This window comes from Rhizobium sp. BK313, assembly GCF_014193655.1.
Classification (GTDB): domain Bacteria; phylum Pseudomonadota; class Alphaproteobacteria; order Rhizobiales; family Rhizobiaceae; genus Rhizobium.
Genome location: NZ_JACHZQ010000001.1, coordinates 1,961,980 through 1,978,988 on the forward strand (window position 1 = coordinate 1,961,980; position 17,009 = coordinate 1,978,988).

Annotated in this window: 15 protein-coding genes; 4 read left to right on the forward strand and 11 right to left on the reverse strand. The window is 58.1% G+C overall.

Annotation, left to right across the window (positions count from 1 at the left end; genetic code table 11):
- Positions 1-34 precede the first annotated feature (34 nt).
- Positions 35-772, forward strand: coding sequence for an SDR family oxidoreductase (locus tag FHT86_RS09375; RefSeq protein WP_133706538.1), 738 nt, complete (start codon positions 35-37; stop codon positions 770-772).
- Positions 773-917: 145 nt separating this feature from the next.
- Here the strand turns inward: FHT86_RS09375 and hupB are convergent, their stop codons facing one another.
- From hupB to clpP, 4 genes are all read right to left on the reverse strand, one after another.
- Complete coding sequence (gene hupB, locus FHT86_RS09380; protein WP_120703827.1) at positions 918-1,193, reverse strand: DNA-binding protein HupB; 276 nt, start codon at positions 1,191-1,193, stop codon at positions 918-920.
- Between the two features lie 207 nt (positions 1,194-1,400).
- On the reverse strand, positions 1,401-3,821 hold the full coding sequence (gene lon / locus FHT86_RS09385) for an endopeptidase La (RefSeq protein WP_133706539.1): 2,421 nt from the start codon (positions 3,819-3,821) through the stop codon (positions 1,401-1,403).
- Between the two features lie 420 nt (positions 3,822-4,241).
- Positions 4,242-5,519, reverse strand: coding sequence for an ATP-dependent Clp protease ATP-binding subunit ClpX (gene clpX, locus FHT86_RS09390; protein WP_133706540.1), 1,278 nt, complete (start codon positions 5,517-5,519; stop codon positions 4,242-4,244).
- Between the two features lie 304 nt (positions 5,520-5,823).
- Complete coding sequence (clpP, locus tag FHT86_RS09395) at positions 5,824-6,456, reverse strand: ATP-dependent Clp endopeptidase proteolytic subunit ClpP (protein ID WP_133706541.1); 633 nt, start codon at positions 6,454-6,456, stop codon at positions 5,824-5,826.
- 410 nt (positions 6,457-6,866) lie between these two features.
- Between clpP and FHT86_RS09400 the strand changes: the two genes are divergently transcribed.
- Both FHT86_RS09400 and FHT86_RS09405 read left to right on the forward strand, forming a co-directional pair.
- Positions 6,867-8,120: a sensor domain-containing diguanylate cyclase gene (locus FHT86_RS09400; protein ID WP_133706542.1), complete on the forward strand. Its 1,254-nt coding sequence runs from the start codon at positions 6,867-6,869 to the stop codon at positions 8,118-8,120.
- A 41-nt stretch (positions 8,121-8,161) separates the two neighbouring features.
- Positions 8,162-9,406 carry a cytochrome P450 gene (locus FHT86_RS09405; protein ID WP_133706543.1) on the forward strand — a complete coding sequence of 415 codons (1,245 nt, stop codon included), beginning with the start codon at positions 8,162-8,164 and terminating at the stop codon, positions 9,404-9,406.
- A gap of 194 nt (positions 9,407-9,600) precedes the next feature.
- Here FHT86_RS09405 and pstB read toward each other — a convergent pair whose 3' ends face one another.
- The 7 genes from pstB to FHT86_RS09440 form a co-directional block, all read right to left on the reverse strand.
- The gene (gene pstB, locus FHT86_RS09410) at positions 9,601-10,437 is read right to left on the reverse strand and encodes a phosphate ABC transporter ATP-binding protein PstB (protein WP_133706544.1); all 837 of its coding nucleotides are present in this window, start codon (positions 10,435-10,437) and stop codon (positions 9,601-9,603) included.
- A 29-nt stretch (positions 10,438-10,466) separates the two neighbouring features.
- Positions 10,467-11,318 carry a phosphate ABC transporter permease PstA gene (pstA, locus tag FHT86_RS09415; RefSeq protein WP_133706545.1) on the reverse strand — a complete coding sequence of 284 codons (852 nt, stop codon included), beginning with the start codon at positions 11,316-11,318 and terminating at the stop codon, positions 10,467-10,469.
- Between the two features lie 11 nt (positions 11,319-11,329).
- The gene (pstC, locus tag FHT86_RS09420) at positions 11,330-12,301 is read right to left on the reverse strand and encodes a phosphate ABC transporter permease subunit PstC (RefSeq protein WP_133706546.1); all 972 of its coding nucleotides are present in this window, start codon (positions 12,299-12,301) and stop codon (positions 11,330-11,332) included.
- A 71-nt stretch (positions 12,302-12,372) separates the two neighbouring features.
- Entirely contained in the window at positions 12,373-13,398 is a 1,026-nt protein-coding gene (gene pstS / locus FHT86_RS09425) for a phosphate ABC transporter substrate-binding protein PstS (RefSeq protein ID WP_133706547.1), read from the reverse strand.
- Positions 13,399-13,668: 270 nt separating this feature from the next.
- Positions 13,669-14,013 (reverse strand): cupin domain-containing protein, encoded by a 345-nt coding sequence (locus tag FHT86_RS09430; RefSeq protein WP_133706548.1) that lies wholly within the window; start codon positions 14,011-14,013, stop codon positions 13,669-13,671.
- A 34-nt stretch (positions 14,014-14,047) separates the two neighbouring features.
- A complete protein-coding gene (locus FHT86_RS09435) occupies positions 14,048-15,331 on the reverse strand; it encodes an O-acetylhomoserine aminocarboxypropyltransferase (protein WP_133706549.1) in 1,284 nt (427 codons plus the stop codon).
- Between the two features lie 170 nt (positions 15,332-15,501).
- Positions 15,502-15,930: a CoA-binding protein gene (locus FHT86_RS09440; protein WP_120703816.1), complete on the reverse strand. Its 429-nt coding sequence runs from the start codon at positions 15,928-15,930 to the stop codon at positions 15,502-15,504.
- 111 nt (positions 15,931-16,041) lie between these two features.
- Here FHT86_RS09440 and FHT86_RS09445 point away from each other — a divergent pair, with 111 nt between their 5' ends.
- A complete protein-coding gene (locus FHT86_RS09445) occupies positions 16,042-16,368 on the forward strand; it encodes a hypothetical protein (protein ID WP_133706550.1) in 327 nt (108 codons plus the stop codon).
- Positions 16,369-17,009 lie beyond the last annotated feature (641 nt).

Sequence of the window (17,009 nt, forward strand, 5' to 3'; positions counted from 1 at the left end):
TGTCTCGAACGCAGAATCCAGGGAGGAAAATTCAATGAAAGTGGCTCTCGTAACCGGCGCATCGCGCGGACTTGGAGCAGTTATCGCGCGGGAACTCGCGGAGGCGGGTTGGGCGGTGGCTGTCAACTATGCGAACGATACCCGCGGAGCGGATGCGGTGGTCGACGCGATCCGGCAGCGGGGCGGCCAAGCCTATGCGGCAAAATTCAGCGTCATTGACAAACCTCAGCTTACCGACGGCCTTAATGCAATCCGGGAGGCACTAGGGCCCGTAGACCTGATCGTAAACAATGCGACAGGGCCGCAGCCGGAAATGCCGCTGATGGAGCAATCCTGGCAGACCCATCTCGACCAGCTTCAGTTCTTCGTCAAAGCGCCGCTTGAGCTGCTTCAAGCCGTGCTGCCGGACTGGCGCGCGCGCAAGTCAGGGCGCGTCATCAACATCGGCTCGGAAGTCGCAGAACTCGGCAATCCCTATTTCGGAAACTATGCGTCGGCAAAAGGCGCCATGCTTTCCATGACTCGTTCCTGGGCCCGAGAACTTGCGCCGGAGGGAATCACGGTCAATCTCATAGCTCCCGGCTGGATTCCCGTCGAACGTCACGCAGGGGCGTCACAGCAGTCGATCGATGGCTATCTCGCTCAAACGCCGCTTAGACATTTCGGAACACCGGAGGATGTCGCCCACATGGTGGCATTCCTCGCCTCGAGCAAAGCAGACTTCCTCACAGGTCAGAAATTTGCGGTCAACGGAGGGCGGACGCTTCTTTGATCGCCATATGAATTCGATACGGAACTGAACTTCAGGGCTGCGTGGCGATACCACCGCCTGCCAACAAAAAGGGGGTTCGAAATGCTTCGAACCCCCTATATCCTCCACCATGGAGCAAAAGCCCCGATAGGCGGGTGAAAACGGATCAGCCGTTGACAGCGTCCTTCAGGCCCTTGCCGGGCGTGAACTTCGGCACGTTGCGAGCCGCGATATCAACCTCAGCGCCGGTGGACGGGTTACGACCCTTCGTGGCTGCACGGTGAGAAACGGTGAAGCTGCCGAAACCTGCGAGACGAATGTCGCCGCCCTTCTTCAGTTCAGCCTGGACAGTATCGAAAACAGCATCAACAGCGGAAGCAGCGTCAGCCTTCGTAATACCGGCTTTCTCGGCCACTGCGGACACGAGCTCATTCTTATTCATGTTTCCACCCCTTTCTACTGGTATGAAACGACTCATCTTGTAAGCGGGGCGCAGAATACGAATGCTCCAGCCCGCCGCAATCCCCAAAAGCCCTGCAAATCAAGGAAAAGCAAGCGCTGTCAAAAGCTTTTCACAAAAAAAGACCGGCAAAAATGCCGGTCTTTTCTGGTTTTATGTCAATTCGGCGTAAATGAGGCGAAGGCACGCTTAGTGTGCGATGGTTGCTCCGACATCGTCGACACCTTCAACCGTTGCGATCACGGGTGTTTCGACGGTGCCGTCCCACTCGATCGGCTCAGGCCTGCGGACCAGCGCATGCTTGATCACCTCGCCCATGCGGGATACCGGGATGATCTCCATGTTGTTCTTCACGTTGTCCGGAATCTCCGCCAGATCCTTGGCGTTTTCCTCCGGAATCAGCACCTTCTTGATGCCACCGCGAAGCGCTGCAAGCAGCTTTTCCTTCAGGCCGCCGATCGGCAGCACGCGGCCTCGCAGCGTGATTTCACCGGTCATGGCGACATCCTTGGAAACCGGGATGCCGGTCATGATCGAGACGATGGCGGTCGCCATGGCGACGCCGGCCGAGGGACCATCCTTCGGCGTCGCACCTTCCGGCACGTGCACGTGGATGTCGCTCTTGTCGAAGAGCGGCGGCTGGACGCCGAAATCGACGGCGCGCGAGCGGACGTAAGAGGCCGCCGCGGAAATCGATTCCTTCATGACTTCCTTCAGGTTGCCGGTAACCGTCATGCGGCCCTTGCCGGGCATCATCACGCCTTCGATCGTCAGCAGCTCGCCGCCAACTTCCGTCCATGCGAGACCGGTTACGACACCGACCTGATCGTCACGCTCGGCTTCGCCGTGGCGGAAGCGCGGAACGCCGAGATACTCGTCGATATTCGCCGCGGTAATCGCAACGGACTTGGTCTTGCCCTTGATGATCTCGGTGACCGCCTTGCGGGCGAGCTTCATCAATTCACGCTCGAAGTTACGGACACCAGCCTCGCGGGTGTACTGCTGGCTGATCGCCATCAGGGCGTCGTCGCTGACCGAAAATTCATTCGGCTGCAGCGCATGTTCCTTGATGGCCTTCGGCAGCAGGTGCCGCTTGGCGATTTCGCGCTTTTCGTCTTCGGTGTAGCCGGCGATACGGATGATCTCCATGCGGTCCATCAGCGGCGCAGGGATATTCAGCGTGTTCGCCGTCGTGATGAACATCACGTCAGACAGATCGTATTCGACTTCCAGGTAATGATCCATGAAGGTCGAGTTCTGCGCCGGGTCCAGCACTTCCAGCAGGGCCGAAGACGGATCGCCGCGGAAATCCATACCCATCTTGTCGACCTCGTCGAGCAGGAAGAGCGGATTGGACTTCTTGGCCTTCTTCATCGACTGGATGATCTTGCCGGGCATCGAGCCGATATAGGTGCGGCGGTGACCGCGGATTTCGGCTTCGTCACGAACGCCACCAAGAGCCATGCGGACGTACTCACGGCCGGTAGCCTTGGCGATCGACTGAGCGAGCGAGGTCTTGCCGACACCCGGAGGGCCAACGAGGCACAGGATCGGGCCCTTGATCTTGGTTGCGCGCGCCTGAACGGCCAGATACTCGACGATACGCTCCTTGACCTTGTCCAAACCGAAATGATCCGCTTCGAGGATCTTCTCGGCATTGTTCAAATCGGTTTTGATCTTCGACTTCTTGTGCCAGGGGATGCCCAGCAGCCAATCGAGATAGTTGCGTACGACGGTGGCTTCCGCCGACATCGGGCTCATCTGACGCAGCTTCTTCAGCTCCGCATCGGCCTTTTCCTTGGCTTCCTTGGACAGCTTGGTCTTGGAGATGCGCTCTTCCAGTTCGGCCATCTCGTCGCGGCCTTCTTCGCCGTCGCCAAGCTCCTTCTGGATCGCCTTCATCTGCTCATTCAGATAGTATTCGCGCTGGGTCTTCTCCATCTGGCGCTTGACGCGCGAGCGGATACGCTTTTCGACCTGCAGAACCGAAATCTCGCCTTCCATGAAGCCGAGCGCCTTTTCCAGACGGCCCTTGACGCTGGTGGTTTCCAGCATCTCCTGCTTCTCGGTGATCTTGATCGACAGATGCGAAGCGACCGTATCGGCAAGCTTCGAATAATCATCGATCTGGCTGGCCGCACCAACCACTTCCGGCGAAATCTTCTTGTTGAGCTTTACATAGCTTTCGAATTCCGAAACGACCGAGCGGCTCAGCGCCTCCAGTTCGACCGGATCTTCATTCGGCTCATGCAGGATATGGCCGAGGGCTTCGTAAAAATCCTCGCGGCTCGTATAAGCGTCGATCTCTGCGCGTGCCCGACCTTCGACCAGCACCTTAACGGTACCGTCGGGGAGCTTCAGGAGCTGCAGCACATTGGCTACGGTGCCGACCCTGTGGATTGCATCCGGAGCGGGATCGTCATCACTGGCATTGATCTGGGTGACGAGCATAATCTGCTTGTCGGACCCCATGACCTCTTCCAGCGCGCGGATGGACTTCTCCCGTCCGACGAACAGCGGCACGATCATGTGGGGGAAAACCACGATGTCGCGCAATGGCAATACCGGATAGGCAATGCTCTCATTTGCCGCAGACGTTTTCTTAGTCATGTCATTTCCTTTCCGTCGTCCCGTTCCCGGGCTCTCTGCCGGCTTGGGGGAATTAGCCGGCTCTCTCACTTGGGTTAGAAGTGGAGCTTCACATTATTTATTTCAAGTCGTGCAGGACGCGTCGCCAGACAACGAAACGCGCATTTCACGAGGAGGAACGCAACAACAAACACCGGACCCCGGCTACTCGAACACTGACGGCAACGCGGTACCCGGAGGACCAAAGCCGCACGCAAAAATCGATATCCGCCGAGGATTCCCGGAATCATGCCATCATGGCCGCGGCGGGCGCTCTTCACAACCGGTTTAGTCGGCGTTCCAATAAGCTTATCCCGGACTTTATCAGGAAACTGTACGATTTTTCAAATAGAAAGGGGCCCGTCAACGACGAGCCCCAAATTTAGGCCTTGAATCCGGCGATCAGGCGGTAGCGTTGGCCTTTTCTTCCTGCCGATCGGCATAGATGTAGAGCGGTCGGGCGGAGCCGCGGACGACCTCTTCGGAAATGACCACTTCGCGAACACCTTCCAGCGCCGGCAGATCGAACATGGTGTCGAGCAGGATCTTTTCCATGATCGAACGCAGGCCGCGGGCACCGGTCTTGCGCACGATCGCCCTGCGGGCGATTTCGCGCAACGCATCCTCGTGGAAGGTCAATTCGACGTCTTCCATCTCGAACAGGCGCTGATACTGCTTGACGAGCGCGTTCTTCGGCTCCGACAGGATTTGGATCAGCGCATCCTCATCCAGGTCTTCCAGCGTTGCCAGGACAGGCAGACGGCCGATGAATTCCGGGATCAGGCCGAACTTGACCAGGTCTTCCGGCTCCAGTTCGCGCAGCACTTCGCCAACGCGCCGGTCATCGGGAGCCTTGACAGCGGCACTGAAGCCGATCGAGGTCTTTTCGCCGCGGGCGGAGATGATCTTGTCGAGACCGGCAAAGGCGCCGCCGCAGATGAACAGGATGTTCGTCGTGTCGACCTGCAGGAATTCCTGCTGCGGATGCTTGCGGCCACCCTGGGGAGGAACCGAAGCGACAGTGCCTTCCATGATCTTCAACAGAGCCTGCTGCACGCCCTCGCCCGAAACGTCGCGGGTGATCGACGGATTGTCCGACTTGCGCGAGATCTTGTCGACTTCATCGATGTAGACGATGCCGCGTTGGGCGCGTTCGACGTTGTAGTCGGCAGCCTGCAGCAGCTTCAGGATGATGTTTTCGACGTCTTCGCCAACATAGCCGGCTTCAGTCAGCGTCGTAGCGTCAGCCATGGTGAAAGGCACGTCGATGATACGGGCCAACGTCTGTGCAAGATAGGTCTTGCCGCAGCCTGTCGGGCCGACGAGCATGATATTCGACTTCGCCAGTTCGACATCGCCGTTCTTGGACGCATGTGCCAGGCGCTTGTAGTGGTTATGAACAGCCACCGACAGGATCTTCTTCGCCTGTCTCTGACCGATGACATATTCGTCGAGAACCTTGATGATGTCCTGCGGTGTCGGCACGCCGTCGCGGGACTTGACCATCGAGGACTTGTTCTCCTCGCGGATGATGTCCATGCACAACTCGACGCATTCATCGCAGATGAAGACGGTCGGTCCGGCAATAAGCTTCCGGACTTCATGCTGGCTCTTGCCGCAGAATGAACAATACAGAGTATTCTTGGAGTCGCCGCCGTTGCTGCCGCTGACTTTGCTCATATCATTTTCCTTCCAGCACGCCGCTGACTTCCAAATTGAAATCGCGGTCCACTCAATGCGCCCGCCGGACCTGCCCCTCATTTCATCAGCAGATCGCGGCGCTCTTCGGGGTACTGAACGTAGCCCTGACACCCATGCCCGGGCTGCGGTGGCAACGAATCCCCCTTCGAATGCCGAATGCTATGTCATAAAAACGCTACATAGCATTAATGCTTACTATTACCGTGTTCTACATCACATTAAACCCCTATTCGATCACAAATGGGATAGAACTGTGGCGTAGAAGACACCGCCCGTGGATAACTCAGGCGGCGGTTTCACCTTCCATTTCAGTACGAGACGTCAGCACTTTGTCGATCAGACCCCACTCCTTGGCCTCGTCGGAGGACATGAAATGGTCACGATCGAGCGTCTGCTCGACCTCTTCGTAGGTGCGGCCGCAATGTTTGACGTAAACTTCGTTCAGGCGGCGCTTCATCTTGATGATGTCGCGGGCGTGACGCTCGATATCCGAAGCCTGTCCCTGGAAACCACCGGAAGGTTGGTGAACCATGATACGCGAATTCGGAGTGGCGAAGCGCATGTCCTTGTCGCCGGCAGCGAGCAGCAGCGAGCCCATCGATGCAGCCTGACCGATGCAAAGCGTCGACACGGCGGGCTTGATGAACTGCATGGTGTCGTAGATTGCCATGCCGGCGGTGACGACGCCGCCAGGTGAATTGATATAGAGCGCGATCTCTTTCTTCGGGTTTTCCGCCTCGAGGAAGAGAAGCTGGGCGCACACTAGCGTCGCCATCTGATCTTCCACCGGGCCGGTCAGGAAGATGATGCGTTCCTTCAGCAGGCGAGAATAGATGTCGTAAGACCGTTCGCCCCGGTTGGTCTGCTCAACAACCATCGGCACCAGAGCCATAGCTGTATCGACTGGATTTCTCATGTGCGTCCTTTACCAAGCTTGCCCCCGGCGGCGAAAACGCCGGGAATCGAATAAAAATCCTTTTACCCTACATAGAGTGTCACTGCCCTGTACTTCAAGACGCGCGAAAGGATAACGTCAAAAAGGCTAATGGCTCAGCAGATGTTGAGGAAGCGTTTCTAACCGCTGATTTCCGGATGCCAATAGACCTGATGACCCGATGCGCGCGGTCCACCGCTTTTCCGAACTGCAGGGTGAAGGAAGGATGAAGCGCAGACGTTGTTGGTACAGCGCCAATTCCATGCGCAGGCAAAATTTACCACGCAACTTAAGGAACTCACCATCTTCTTCGGCGATGATGTGTCCATTGCAAGCGTTACCGTGTCCTTTGCGCCGACGAAGTCGCGCCGCGGTAGGGGAGAAACGCTATCGTGCTTAATATCACGACGGGACTAACCATCTGGTGTTCGGAAGCGATTACACTCGCTACCGTGCTTTTCTTTGCTTGGCGGCATGATCGCCAGACGCCTGCTTATCTGATGTGGGCGCTGGGCTTCACCGTCAGTGCCGTCGGATTCGCGCTTGTGGCAGCGCGCGGTATCATTCCGGATATCCTGTCGATCGAAATCGGCAATGGCATCGCTCTGCTCGGCGAAAGCGCCTGGATCGCCGGCTTTTGCTGCATGGACAAGCGCAAGCCGGAATGGTCGGCGCTGTTGCCGCCGGTCATCTGGTTTGCCGGCGTCGAGCTGCCGTGGATTCACGAGAGCTTCGCCAATCGCGTCATCCTTTACGATCTCGCCGGCGCTGTCGGCGCCACGCTGCTGGCCTCGGCGGTTCGGCCGGCAGAGGGCAGGCGCGAGGCGGTGCGCGGCCAGCTGGGCTTCGTTTTCATGGCGCTCGCCTGCGTTTCTTTCGTTTCCGCCATCTCGATGACGCTCCTGCGACCAGGTCCCCAAGACGCGTTGATCTATCGCGGCTACACCGCCCTTGGCAGCGCGTTTTTGATCACCACGGCGATTGCGCTGAGCGGCCGACTGCTGATGGAGCGGTCTGAGCGGCGTTGGCGGGCGATCTCGATCACAGATACGCTGACGGGCGTCCTGAACCGGCGCGGCTTGCAGGATTATTTCGAGCTTGTCGCCGGAAAGGCCACCAAAGACTCGCAGAAGATCGCCACGCTGCTGTTCGATCTCGATCACTTCAAGGCGATCAACGACCGTTATGGCCACCAGACGGGCGATATCGTGCTCGCCGAATTCGCCCGTATCGGACGTCAGTTCGTTCCCCGCAGCGGTGCGTTTGGCCGCATGGGTGGCGAGGAATTCACCGCCTTCATCCTCGTCGACGATCAAGCGGAGGCCGAGGCGATCGCCGAGACAATCCGCGCGGATTTCTGCCGGGTGCCGCTGCTTGCCGGCCGCTCCTTGGTGCCGGCGACCGTCAGCATCGGTCTGGCGATCATGCCGCGCGACACCGCCAACTGGGACCGGCTCGTCTCGGCCGCCGATCGGGCGCTCTATGCCGCCAAACGCGCCGGCCGCAACTGCACGATCGTCTTCAGCGAGACGGAGGCGGCAATGGCAACGGACACGCCGCCCGATCCGAATGGTGGCGAGCTTGTGCCGACGCTCGATGATCAGATCCATGCGCTGCGCCGCCTCGGTACACTGTCGAGGATGTAACGGTCTTTTCCCATCCGATTTATTCCGATAATCCTTTCGTCATGACCACATCCTCTGTCTTCTCCATCGATCCCGTGGCGCGTCGCCTGTCCCTCAATGGCCGCGATCCCGCCTTCTACAGCAATCCAAACGCCGTCTACGCCGCCTTGCACGCCGAATGCCCCACCTTCTATTGGGAGCAGCAGAAGCAATGGTATTTCATCGGCTATGATCATGTGAACGGCCTACTGCGAGACCGCCGCTTCGGCCGGCAGATCCTGCATATCGCCACCCGCGAAGAGCTCGGCCTGCCCGCCCCCCTGCCGCATTTGAAAAATTTCGATCTTGCCGAGCAACATTCCCTGCTCGAACTGGAGCCGCCAGAGCACACGCGCCTTAGAACACTCGTCAACCGCGCCTTTGTTTCCCGGCATGTCGAGAAGATGAAGCCGGAGCTGGCCGAGCTAGCCAACCGGCTGATCGACAAATTCGAGAAAAAAGGCGAGGTCGAACTGCTGTCGGCCTTTGCTGATATCATTCCCGTCACCATGATCGCCCGGATGATCGGCATTCCGGAAGAGATGGGGCCGCAGTTGCTGAAGTGGTCGCATGCCTATGTGCGCATGTACATATTCGGCCGCACACGTGAGGACGAGCTTGCCGCCGATCAGGCGGCCGAGGAATTTGCCGACTATGTAAAAACCGTCATCCGTGAGCGCCGAGCCAATCCGCGCGACGATCTGCTGACACACATGATCACCACCGAACACAAGGGCCAGTATCTGACTGAAGACGAGCTGGTCTCGACCACGATCGTGCTGCTCAATGCCGGCCACGAAGCGACGGTTCACCAGATCGGTAATTCCGTCCGCGTCATCCTCGACAGCGGCTATGCGGCGGCCGATCTTTTCAAGGACGAGGCGACGACGGAGCGTACGGTGGAGGAGTCGTTGCGCATCTGCGCGCCGGTACATATGTTCCAGCGCTGGTGCCTGGAGCCGGCTGAGATCGATGGCGTTTCCTTCCAACGCGGCGACAGGGTGGCGTTGATTCTTGCCGCCGCCAATCTGGACCCCACGAAATTCTCCGATCCCCTTACCTTCAAGCCCGACCGCAACGAAGCGCCGAACCTCTCCTTCGGCGCCGGCATCCATTTCTGCATCGGCGCGCCGCTCGCGCGGCTGGAATTGAATGTCGTGTTGCCGATCCTGTTCGAACGCCTGCCCGGTCTGAAGCTTAGGACAAGGCCCGAGGTCAAGGACGTCTATCAATTCCACGGCCTCGAGAAGCTGGAACTGAGCTGGTGAGTTAAGGGTGGCCTCTCGCTGAGATCAGGTGCCGGCACAAGCCTTCGAGTTTGCCCGACAATCCGGATTGCCTGGATGCGTCGACGGCTGGTCGATGCCTTCGGTTCACAGATTCATCCAAGACGCAAAATGGCGCGCCAAGCCGGCGCGCCATCGCAAAATCGGTGACAGCGGGCGGCATCCGCCTTGCCATATCAGCCGTAACGGCCGGTGATGTAGTCTTCCGTGCGCTTGACCTTCGGCGCCTGAAAAATCTGCTCGGTCGGGCCGTATTCGATCAAATCGCCGAGATACATGAAGGCGGTGTTGTCGGAAATACGGCTCGCCTGCTGCATGTTGTGCGTGACGATGACGATCGTGAACTCGCCCTTCAACTGCGACACCAGTTCCTCAACCTTGGCGGTCGAGATCGGGTCGAGAGCCGAGGTCGGTTCATCGAGCAGCAGGACTTCGGGGCGAAGGGCAATGGCGCGGGCGATGCATAGGCGCTGCTGCTGACCGCCGGAAAGGCCAAGTCCGCTCTGGTGCAGCTTGTCCTTCACTTCGCTCCACAAGGCTGTTTCCGTCAGCGCTGCTTCGACGCGCGCGTCCATTTCCGACTTGGAAATCTTCTCATAGAGCCGGATGCCGAAAGCGACGTTTTCATAGATCGACATCGGGAACGGCGTGGGCTTCTGGAACACCATGCCGACCTTGGCGCGCAAATCGTTCAGATCGACGTCTTTGGTGAGAATATTGCGGCCGTCCAGCAGGATCTCGCCCGCAACCGTCTGGCCCGGATAGAGATCATACATCCGGTTGAAGGTGCGCAGCAGCGTGGACTTACCGCAACCCGAAGGGCCGATGAAGGCGGTGACCGCATTCTTGCGGATATCCATATTCACGCCCTTCAAAACGCGATGGCCGTTCTGATAGGTGAAATCGAGGTTCTTCACCTCAAGTTTCGCGAGCATGCCGGCACCCGACTGGGAAGCGGCGTCCTTCCCCTGCTGTGCGGTGACACTCTGGAAATTGCTATCGCTCATGTTCATGGTTTGATTCCTATCGTTCGGCAGCTGCGTCACTGGCGGCGCCCACTCAAGACACGGGCAAGGATGTTGAGGCCAAGGATGGCAACGGTGATGATCAGCGCGCCGGCCCAGGCTAGTTGCTTGAGATCCTCGCCCGCATCGGCGGCGAGCGTGTTGATGGCAACCGGCAGCGTGGCGATTGGACCGGTCAGGCTCGAATTCATGAATTTGCTGTATCCGGCCGTGAAGAGAAGCGGCGCGGTTTCGCCGCTGATACGGGCGACGGCCAACAGGATGCCGGTGAGGATGCCCGTCCAGGCGGAACGGTAGATCACCATCGTCATGGACTTCCAGCGCGGGGCGCCGAGCGCGGCGGTCGCCTCACGAAGCGCATTTGGCACCAGCAACAGCATGTCCTGCGTCGTGCGGTTGACGACAGGAAGGGCGATCAACGCCAGCGCGAGGATGCCGGCGATGGCAGAGTTGCCGTGCATAGGTACGACCACGGCGCCGTAAACGAACACGCCGATGATGATCGAGGGTGCGGAAAGCAGGATGTCGTTGATAAACTTGGCGGCCTCGGCAAGCTTGCTGCCGTTGGCATATTCCACCAGATAAGTTCCGGCGAGAATGCCGACCGGCGCGGCGATCAGGATGGCGAGGCCCGTGACCAGCACAGTGCCGTAGATTGCGTTGATCAAGCCACCGCGCGAGCCCTGGGCCGGAATCGACATGGTGAACACGTCGAGGCTGAGCGCCGATACACCGCGATAAAGCAGGGTCACAAGGATCACGCTAAGAAAGAATATGCCGAGGATGGCCGCGAGGAAGGACAAAGCCATCATCACCCGGTTCTTCCCATAGCGCCGCGATACGATGTTCTGACGAATTGCATTTTCCATGGGTTTTTTCCTCAAAGCGAGTCGACGCGACCGATCATCCATCTCGCCAGCGCAAGCACGCAGAAGGAAAGGATGAACAGGAGCAGGCCGAGCGCCATCAGGCTCGACAATTGCAGACCGTCGGCATCGCCGAAGTTGTTCGCGATCTGGGCGGAAATGGTGGTGGACGGCGAGATGATCGACGCCTGCAGGCGGCTCACCGAGCCTATAACGAAGGTGACGGCCATGGTTTCGCCAAGGGCGCGGCCGAGGCCGAGCATAATGCCGCCGACGAGGCCGCGACGTGTATAGGGGATCAGGATGTGGCGAGCGACTTCCCATGTGGTCATGCCCATGCCGTAAGCGGATTCACGCAGCATCGGCGGCACGGTGGTGAATACGTCCCGGGAGATCGCGGTGATGAACGGCAGGATCATAATGGACAGCACGAGGCTTGCCGTCAACAGGCCGACGCCCGGCGCCGGCGGCTGGAACAGCAGGCCGATCACCGGCACCTGGCCGATCGTCATCATAAGGAAGGGCAGAACATAGGTCTGCATCAACGGCACGAGGATGAACAGACCGACGATGCCGTAGATGATTGAGGGAACACCAGCAAGAAGCTCGATGGCCGTACTGATCGGACGTCGCAGGCTGCCCGGGCAAAGTTCCGTGAGGAAGATGGCGATACCGATGCCCATGGGAACAGCAATCAGCATGGCGATGAGCGAACTCACCAGTGTACCGACCAAGGCAGGCACAGCACCAAAGATATTGGCGGGAGCGCTCCACTTCGTTCCCCAGAGGAACGAAAACCCAAAGGTCTGGAAGGTTGGCAAGGCTTCGACGACAAGAACCGCAAGGATTGCCAGCAGCAGAAGCACGACAAGAGCAGCCGAGCCAAGCGTCATAAAATAGAAAATCCGATCCTGTGTCCGGAATTTTCGGGTGCTGGCGCTGGTATCCACTGCCTGGAAGCCAGCCGTCTGAGTCGCGTCGGCCATCGATGTCCCCTTGCTCTGTCACGAAAGGCGGACAGGGCCATACCCTGTCCGCCGCAACTTCTCAGCCGAAATTACTTCGTGCCGAAGTCCTTCTTCCAGGACTCTTCGACAACCTTGGCAACAGTTTCCGGAACCGGAAGGTAGGAAAGGTCAGTCGCTTCCTTCTGGCCCTTTTCATAGGCCCACTTGAAGAACTTCAGGGCTTCTTCGTTGGCAGCAGCATCGGCCGGCTTCTTGTAGAGCATAACCCAGGTCGAAGCTGCAATCGGCCAGCTCTTTTCGCCCGGCTGATTGGTGATGATCAGGTTGAAGTTCTTGGCATGGGCCCAATCGGCGTTAGAAGCAGCAGCCTTGAACGTGTCGAGGCTCGGCTCGATAACCTTGCCGGCAGCATTCTTCATCTTCGCGAAACCGATGTGGTTGGCGACGACGTACGAATATTCAACATAGGAGATCGAACCAGCCGTCTGGTTGACGGTGGTGGAAACGCCTTCAGAACCCTTGGCACCGAAGCCGACCGGCCATTCAACTGCCGTGTCCGAACCAACCTTTTCCTTCCACTCCGGAGAAACCTTGCCCAGGTAGTCGGTGAAGTTGAAGGTGGTGCCGGAGCTGTCGGCGCGATAAACGACGGAGATCGGCGTGGAAGGCAGCTTCACGTCGGGGTTGAGGGCCTTGATGGCCGCATCGTCCCACTTAGCGATCTTGCCGAGGAAGATGTCGGCCAGCGTCTTGCCGTCGAGAACGAGTTCGCCCGGCTTTACGCCAGCAACGTTATAGGAAACGACGATGCCGCCGGAGATCATCGGGAACTGGGCAATGCCGTTCTTCTCGAGGTCAGCGTCGCTCATCGGCTTGTCCGAAGCGCCGAATATGATGGTCTTGTCGAGGAGCTGCTTGATGCCGGCGCCCGAACCGACCGACTGATAGTTGACGGCGTTTTTCGTCGCAGTCTTGTAGTTTTCGGCCCACTTGGACATAACCGGCGCGATGAAGCTCGAGCCGGCGCCGGAGATGTCGGCAGCCATAGCCGAAGCAGCCATGGTAACGACCAGGCCTGCGGTCAGGCAAAGGGTACGGAGTTTCTGGTTAAGCATGATAGACTCACTTCCTCAAGTGATGAAAGGATGGCGAGCAGGAGTCTGGCGCGAAGTGTCCCATCGTTAGTAACGCCACACCTGAATCTCCTGGCGACAGTGATGCGTCTAAAGGCGCAGTGTTTCAGTTTGATGACAGTTTCGTGAAAGGCCGGTGACACAACTTGCGGCAATGGAAACGGCTGCTGTGCGGGCTACATGACTAAGGCCGGGCCGCATCCGAAACGGGGCCAGCCTTAGACCAGCTTTGTGACGCGATCCGAAGCGCTTTCAAAGGCGGATCACATAATCCTTTCGAGTCGTTTCAATGACTTCCCAAGTCCCTTTGAAGCCGGGCCTGAGGATCATCCGATCGCCCGCACGCAGGTGAAAAGCCTCGCCATTTTCAGCGGTTACCACCGAATAGCCGGAAAGAATGTGGAAATATTCCCACTCGTCATAGGCGATTTGCCATTTTCCCGGCGTCGCCTCCCATATGCCGGCGTAGAGCCCGCCGTCGGCTTCGTCGACATTCCAGGTGCGGAACTTTGGCGCACCGGAAACGATGCGATCGTTGGCCGGGGCGCCGGCTTCCGGCTCGATGCCGTCGGTGTCCAATCGTAAATATGCTGTCATAAATCTCCCGTCCGGAACCCGAAACGCTCCATTGTCAAACCTTTGCCAGCGCCTGTTCGAGGTCTGCAATGATGTCCTTGACGTCTTCGATGCCGATCGACAGGCGCACGACATCGGGACCGGCGCCGGCGGCGATTTTCTGCTCGTCAGTGAGCTGCTTATGCGTCGTCGAGGCGGGGTGAATGACCAGCGAGCGCGTGTCGCCGATATTGGCGAGATGCGAAAAGAGCTCCAGGCCCTCCACCAACCCCTTGCCCGCGTCATAACCACCCTTCAATCCAAAAGTGAAGACAGAACCCGCCCCCTTGGGCGAATAGCGCTGTTGCAGCGCATGGTTTGGATCGTCCTCAAGGCCGGCATAGTTTACCCAGGCTACCTTGTTCTGCTCTTTCAGCCACCGGGCGACGGCGATCGCATTGTCGGAATGGCGCTGCATGCGCAACGGCAGCGTCTCGATGCCCGTGAGGATCAAGAAGGCATTGAAAGGGGAAATGGCGGGGCCGAGATCGCGCAGGCCGAGGACGCGGCAGGCTATGGCGAAGGCAAAATTGCCGAAGGTCGCGTGCAGCACGATGCCGTTATATTCCGGTCTCGGAGTCGAAAGCATTGGATAGTTGCCGGAGGCCGACCAGTCGAAGGTACCGCCGTCGATGATCATACCGCCCATGGAATTGCCATGGCCGCCGATGAATTTGGTCAGCGAATGCACGACGATGTCGGCGCCGTGTTCCAGCGGCCGGATGAGATAGGGGCTGGCCATAGTATTGTCGACGATCAGCGGCAAACCGTGCCTGCGGGCAACCGCGGCAATCGCCTGGATATCGACGAAGGTGCCGCCGGGATTGGCGAGGCTTTCGATGAAGATGCCGCGGGTACGGCTGTCGATCTGCGCCTCGAACGAGGCTGGATCGGCGGAGTCCGCCCAGCGGACATGCCAATCGAAATTCTGGAAGGAGTGACCGAACTGGTTGATCGAGCCGCCGTAGAGCCGTCTGGCGGCGATGAAATTGTCGCCCGGCTGCATGATGGCGTGGAAGACGATCACCTGGGCAGCATGGCCGGAAGCAACGGCGAGGCCGGCCGTTCCGCCTTCGAGGGCGGCCACCCGCTCCTCAAGGACGGCTTGGGTCGGGTTCATGATGCGCGTATAGATATTGCCGAACTGCTGCAGCCCGAAGAGCGCGGCGGCGTGGTCCGCATCCTGGAAGACGAAGGAGGTTGTCTGGTAGATCGGCGTCGCGCGCGCCCCCGTCGTCGGGTCCGGCTGCGCGCCTGCATGAATAGCCAGCGTATCGAAACCCGGGTTGTTCGTCGGCATGCTCTCTCCTCCCGCCAATATTGTTGTGACTGGAAGATCATAGCTACTCAGACCTGAAAGTTAACCGCGAACTTTGCCGAGCTTTTGCACGCGCTGAAAAAACCTACCCATTTTTGACGGTATCGCGCCACGGATGGGTAGGCCTAGCAGTCAAACGCGACCTGCCGGCATCAGGCGACCAGTCGCGGATATTCGATAGCAGGGCAGCGATCCATGACGACCTTGACACCGGCTGCTTCAGCTCTCGCTGCGGCGGCGTCGTCTCGCACGCCGAGCTGGCCCCAGATGACCGGTGGCCGCGGCTCGATCATGATCGTCTCTTCGACCACCGACCTCAGATATTCCGGTGCGCGGAAGACGTCGACCATGTCGACAGGTTCAGGAATATCGGCCAGGTGGCCAAAGACCCACTGGCCGAGAATCTCCTTGCCGGCCTGTCCGGGATTGACAGGAATAACGCGATAGCCCCGGGCCAATAGATAGGCCATGACGCCATTGCTCGGGCGTGCCGGATTGGGTGACGCGCCGACCAGCGCGATGGTCCGTACGGATAAAAGGATATCGGCGATATAGGAATCGTCATAACGGTCATGGTTCATCACAAGCCTCCCATTTAAATCACACTTGCGTTTTGCCACAAATCCGGAAACCACGGCCGCGGCTTTCGCGTATATATAATTATTATAACAATTTCGAGGAGGATTGCTGCGATGAAAAAAATCATCCTGCTGGGCCTGCTGATTGCGTCGGCCGCCACGCCGGCCTTGGCGATTTCGCGTTATAACTCCTTGTCTTTCACCTGCGCCCAAGCCAAAGCGATCATCAACCGCGAACGCGCGGTGATTATGCGCTATCCGTCTACCAGAGTGCGCAACATGACGCTTTACGATCGCTTCGTTACCGACAGCGATGCCTGTGATCCCGGCTTCTATGCCTATCAGGACTATATGCCGACCAAGGACAGAAGCGATTGCCCCGTCTATACCTGCCGGCCGTCGACCGACTTCGACGACGATGAGTTGTTTATTCCGCATTAACGTCAGGCCGATAGGGGCCGGTGTGCCGCCGATCTTCTCTCATCGATCTTCACCCCAGCTTGCCTTTCAGCCGGTGGTCCTGACGCGGTGTTTGATGAGTTTTTAGCGTGGCATAGTTTATCGCGCTGCGATTTCCGGCCGCTCTTCAAAGCGCATTCAAATAACGCCATTCCAAGTTAGATAGTCAGGTTCTCATGAAATGCGATTTTTGTTCACTATTCATTCGGATGTTAATTAGCGAAGCCTCATGATGAGCCGATGAATTAAGAACCTGATTGGAAATACAAGGTATATGCAGTTACACAATTTCTCACACGAAAAAATTTCGTCGCAGTAGATATTTGTTCTTAAGCAATATATCCCGGAATGCCACATCTTCGATGATAGACGCTCATCCGTGATTTTTGCCGTTGCCTCAATCTAACTGCGGCTTTTCGCACCGCAGCACGGAATTCATACTCCATTTGGGTGATCATCACGCGAGTCGACATCACCAAATTGGGTGATGCACACCGGCTCCCAACGATGAGTCAATATATTCTCATTCATGTTATTCAAATAACATTTCACAGCGCTTCGAATGTTATCGTCGCAATCTCCGTCAAACGTTCACCCGGCATCCAATTTTTGTTCTCGCTTCA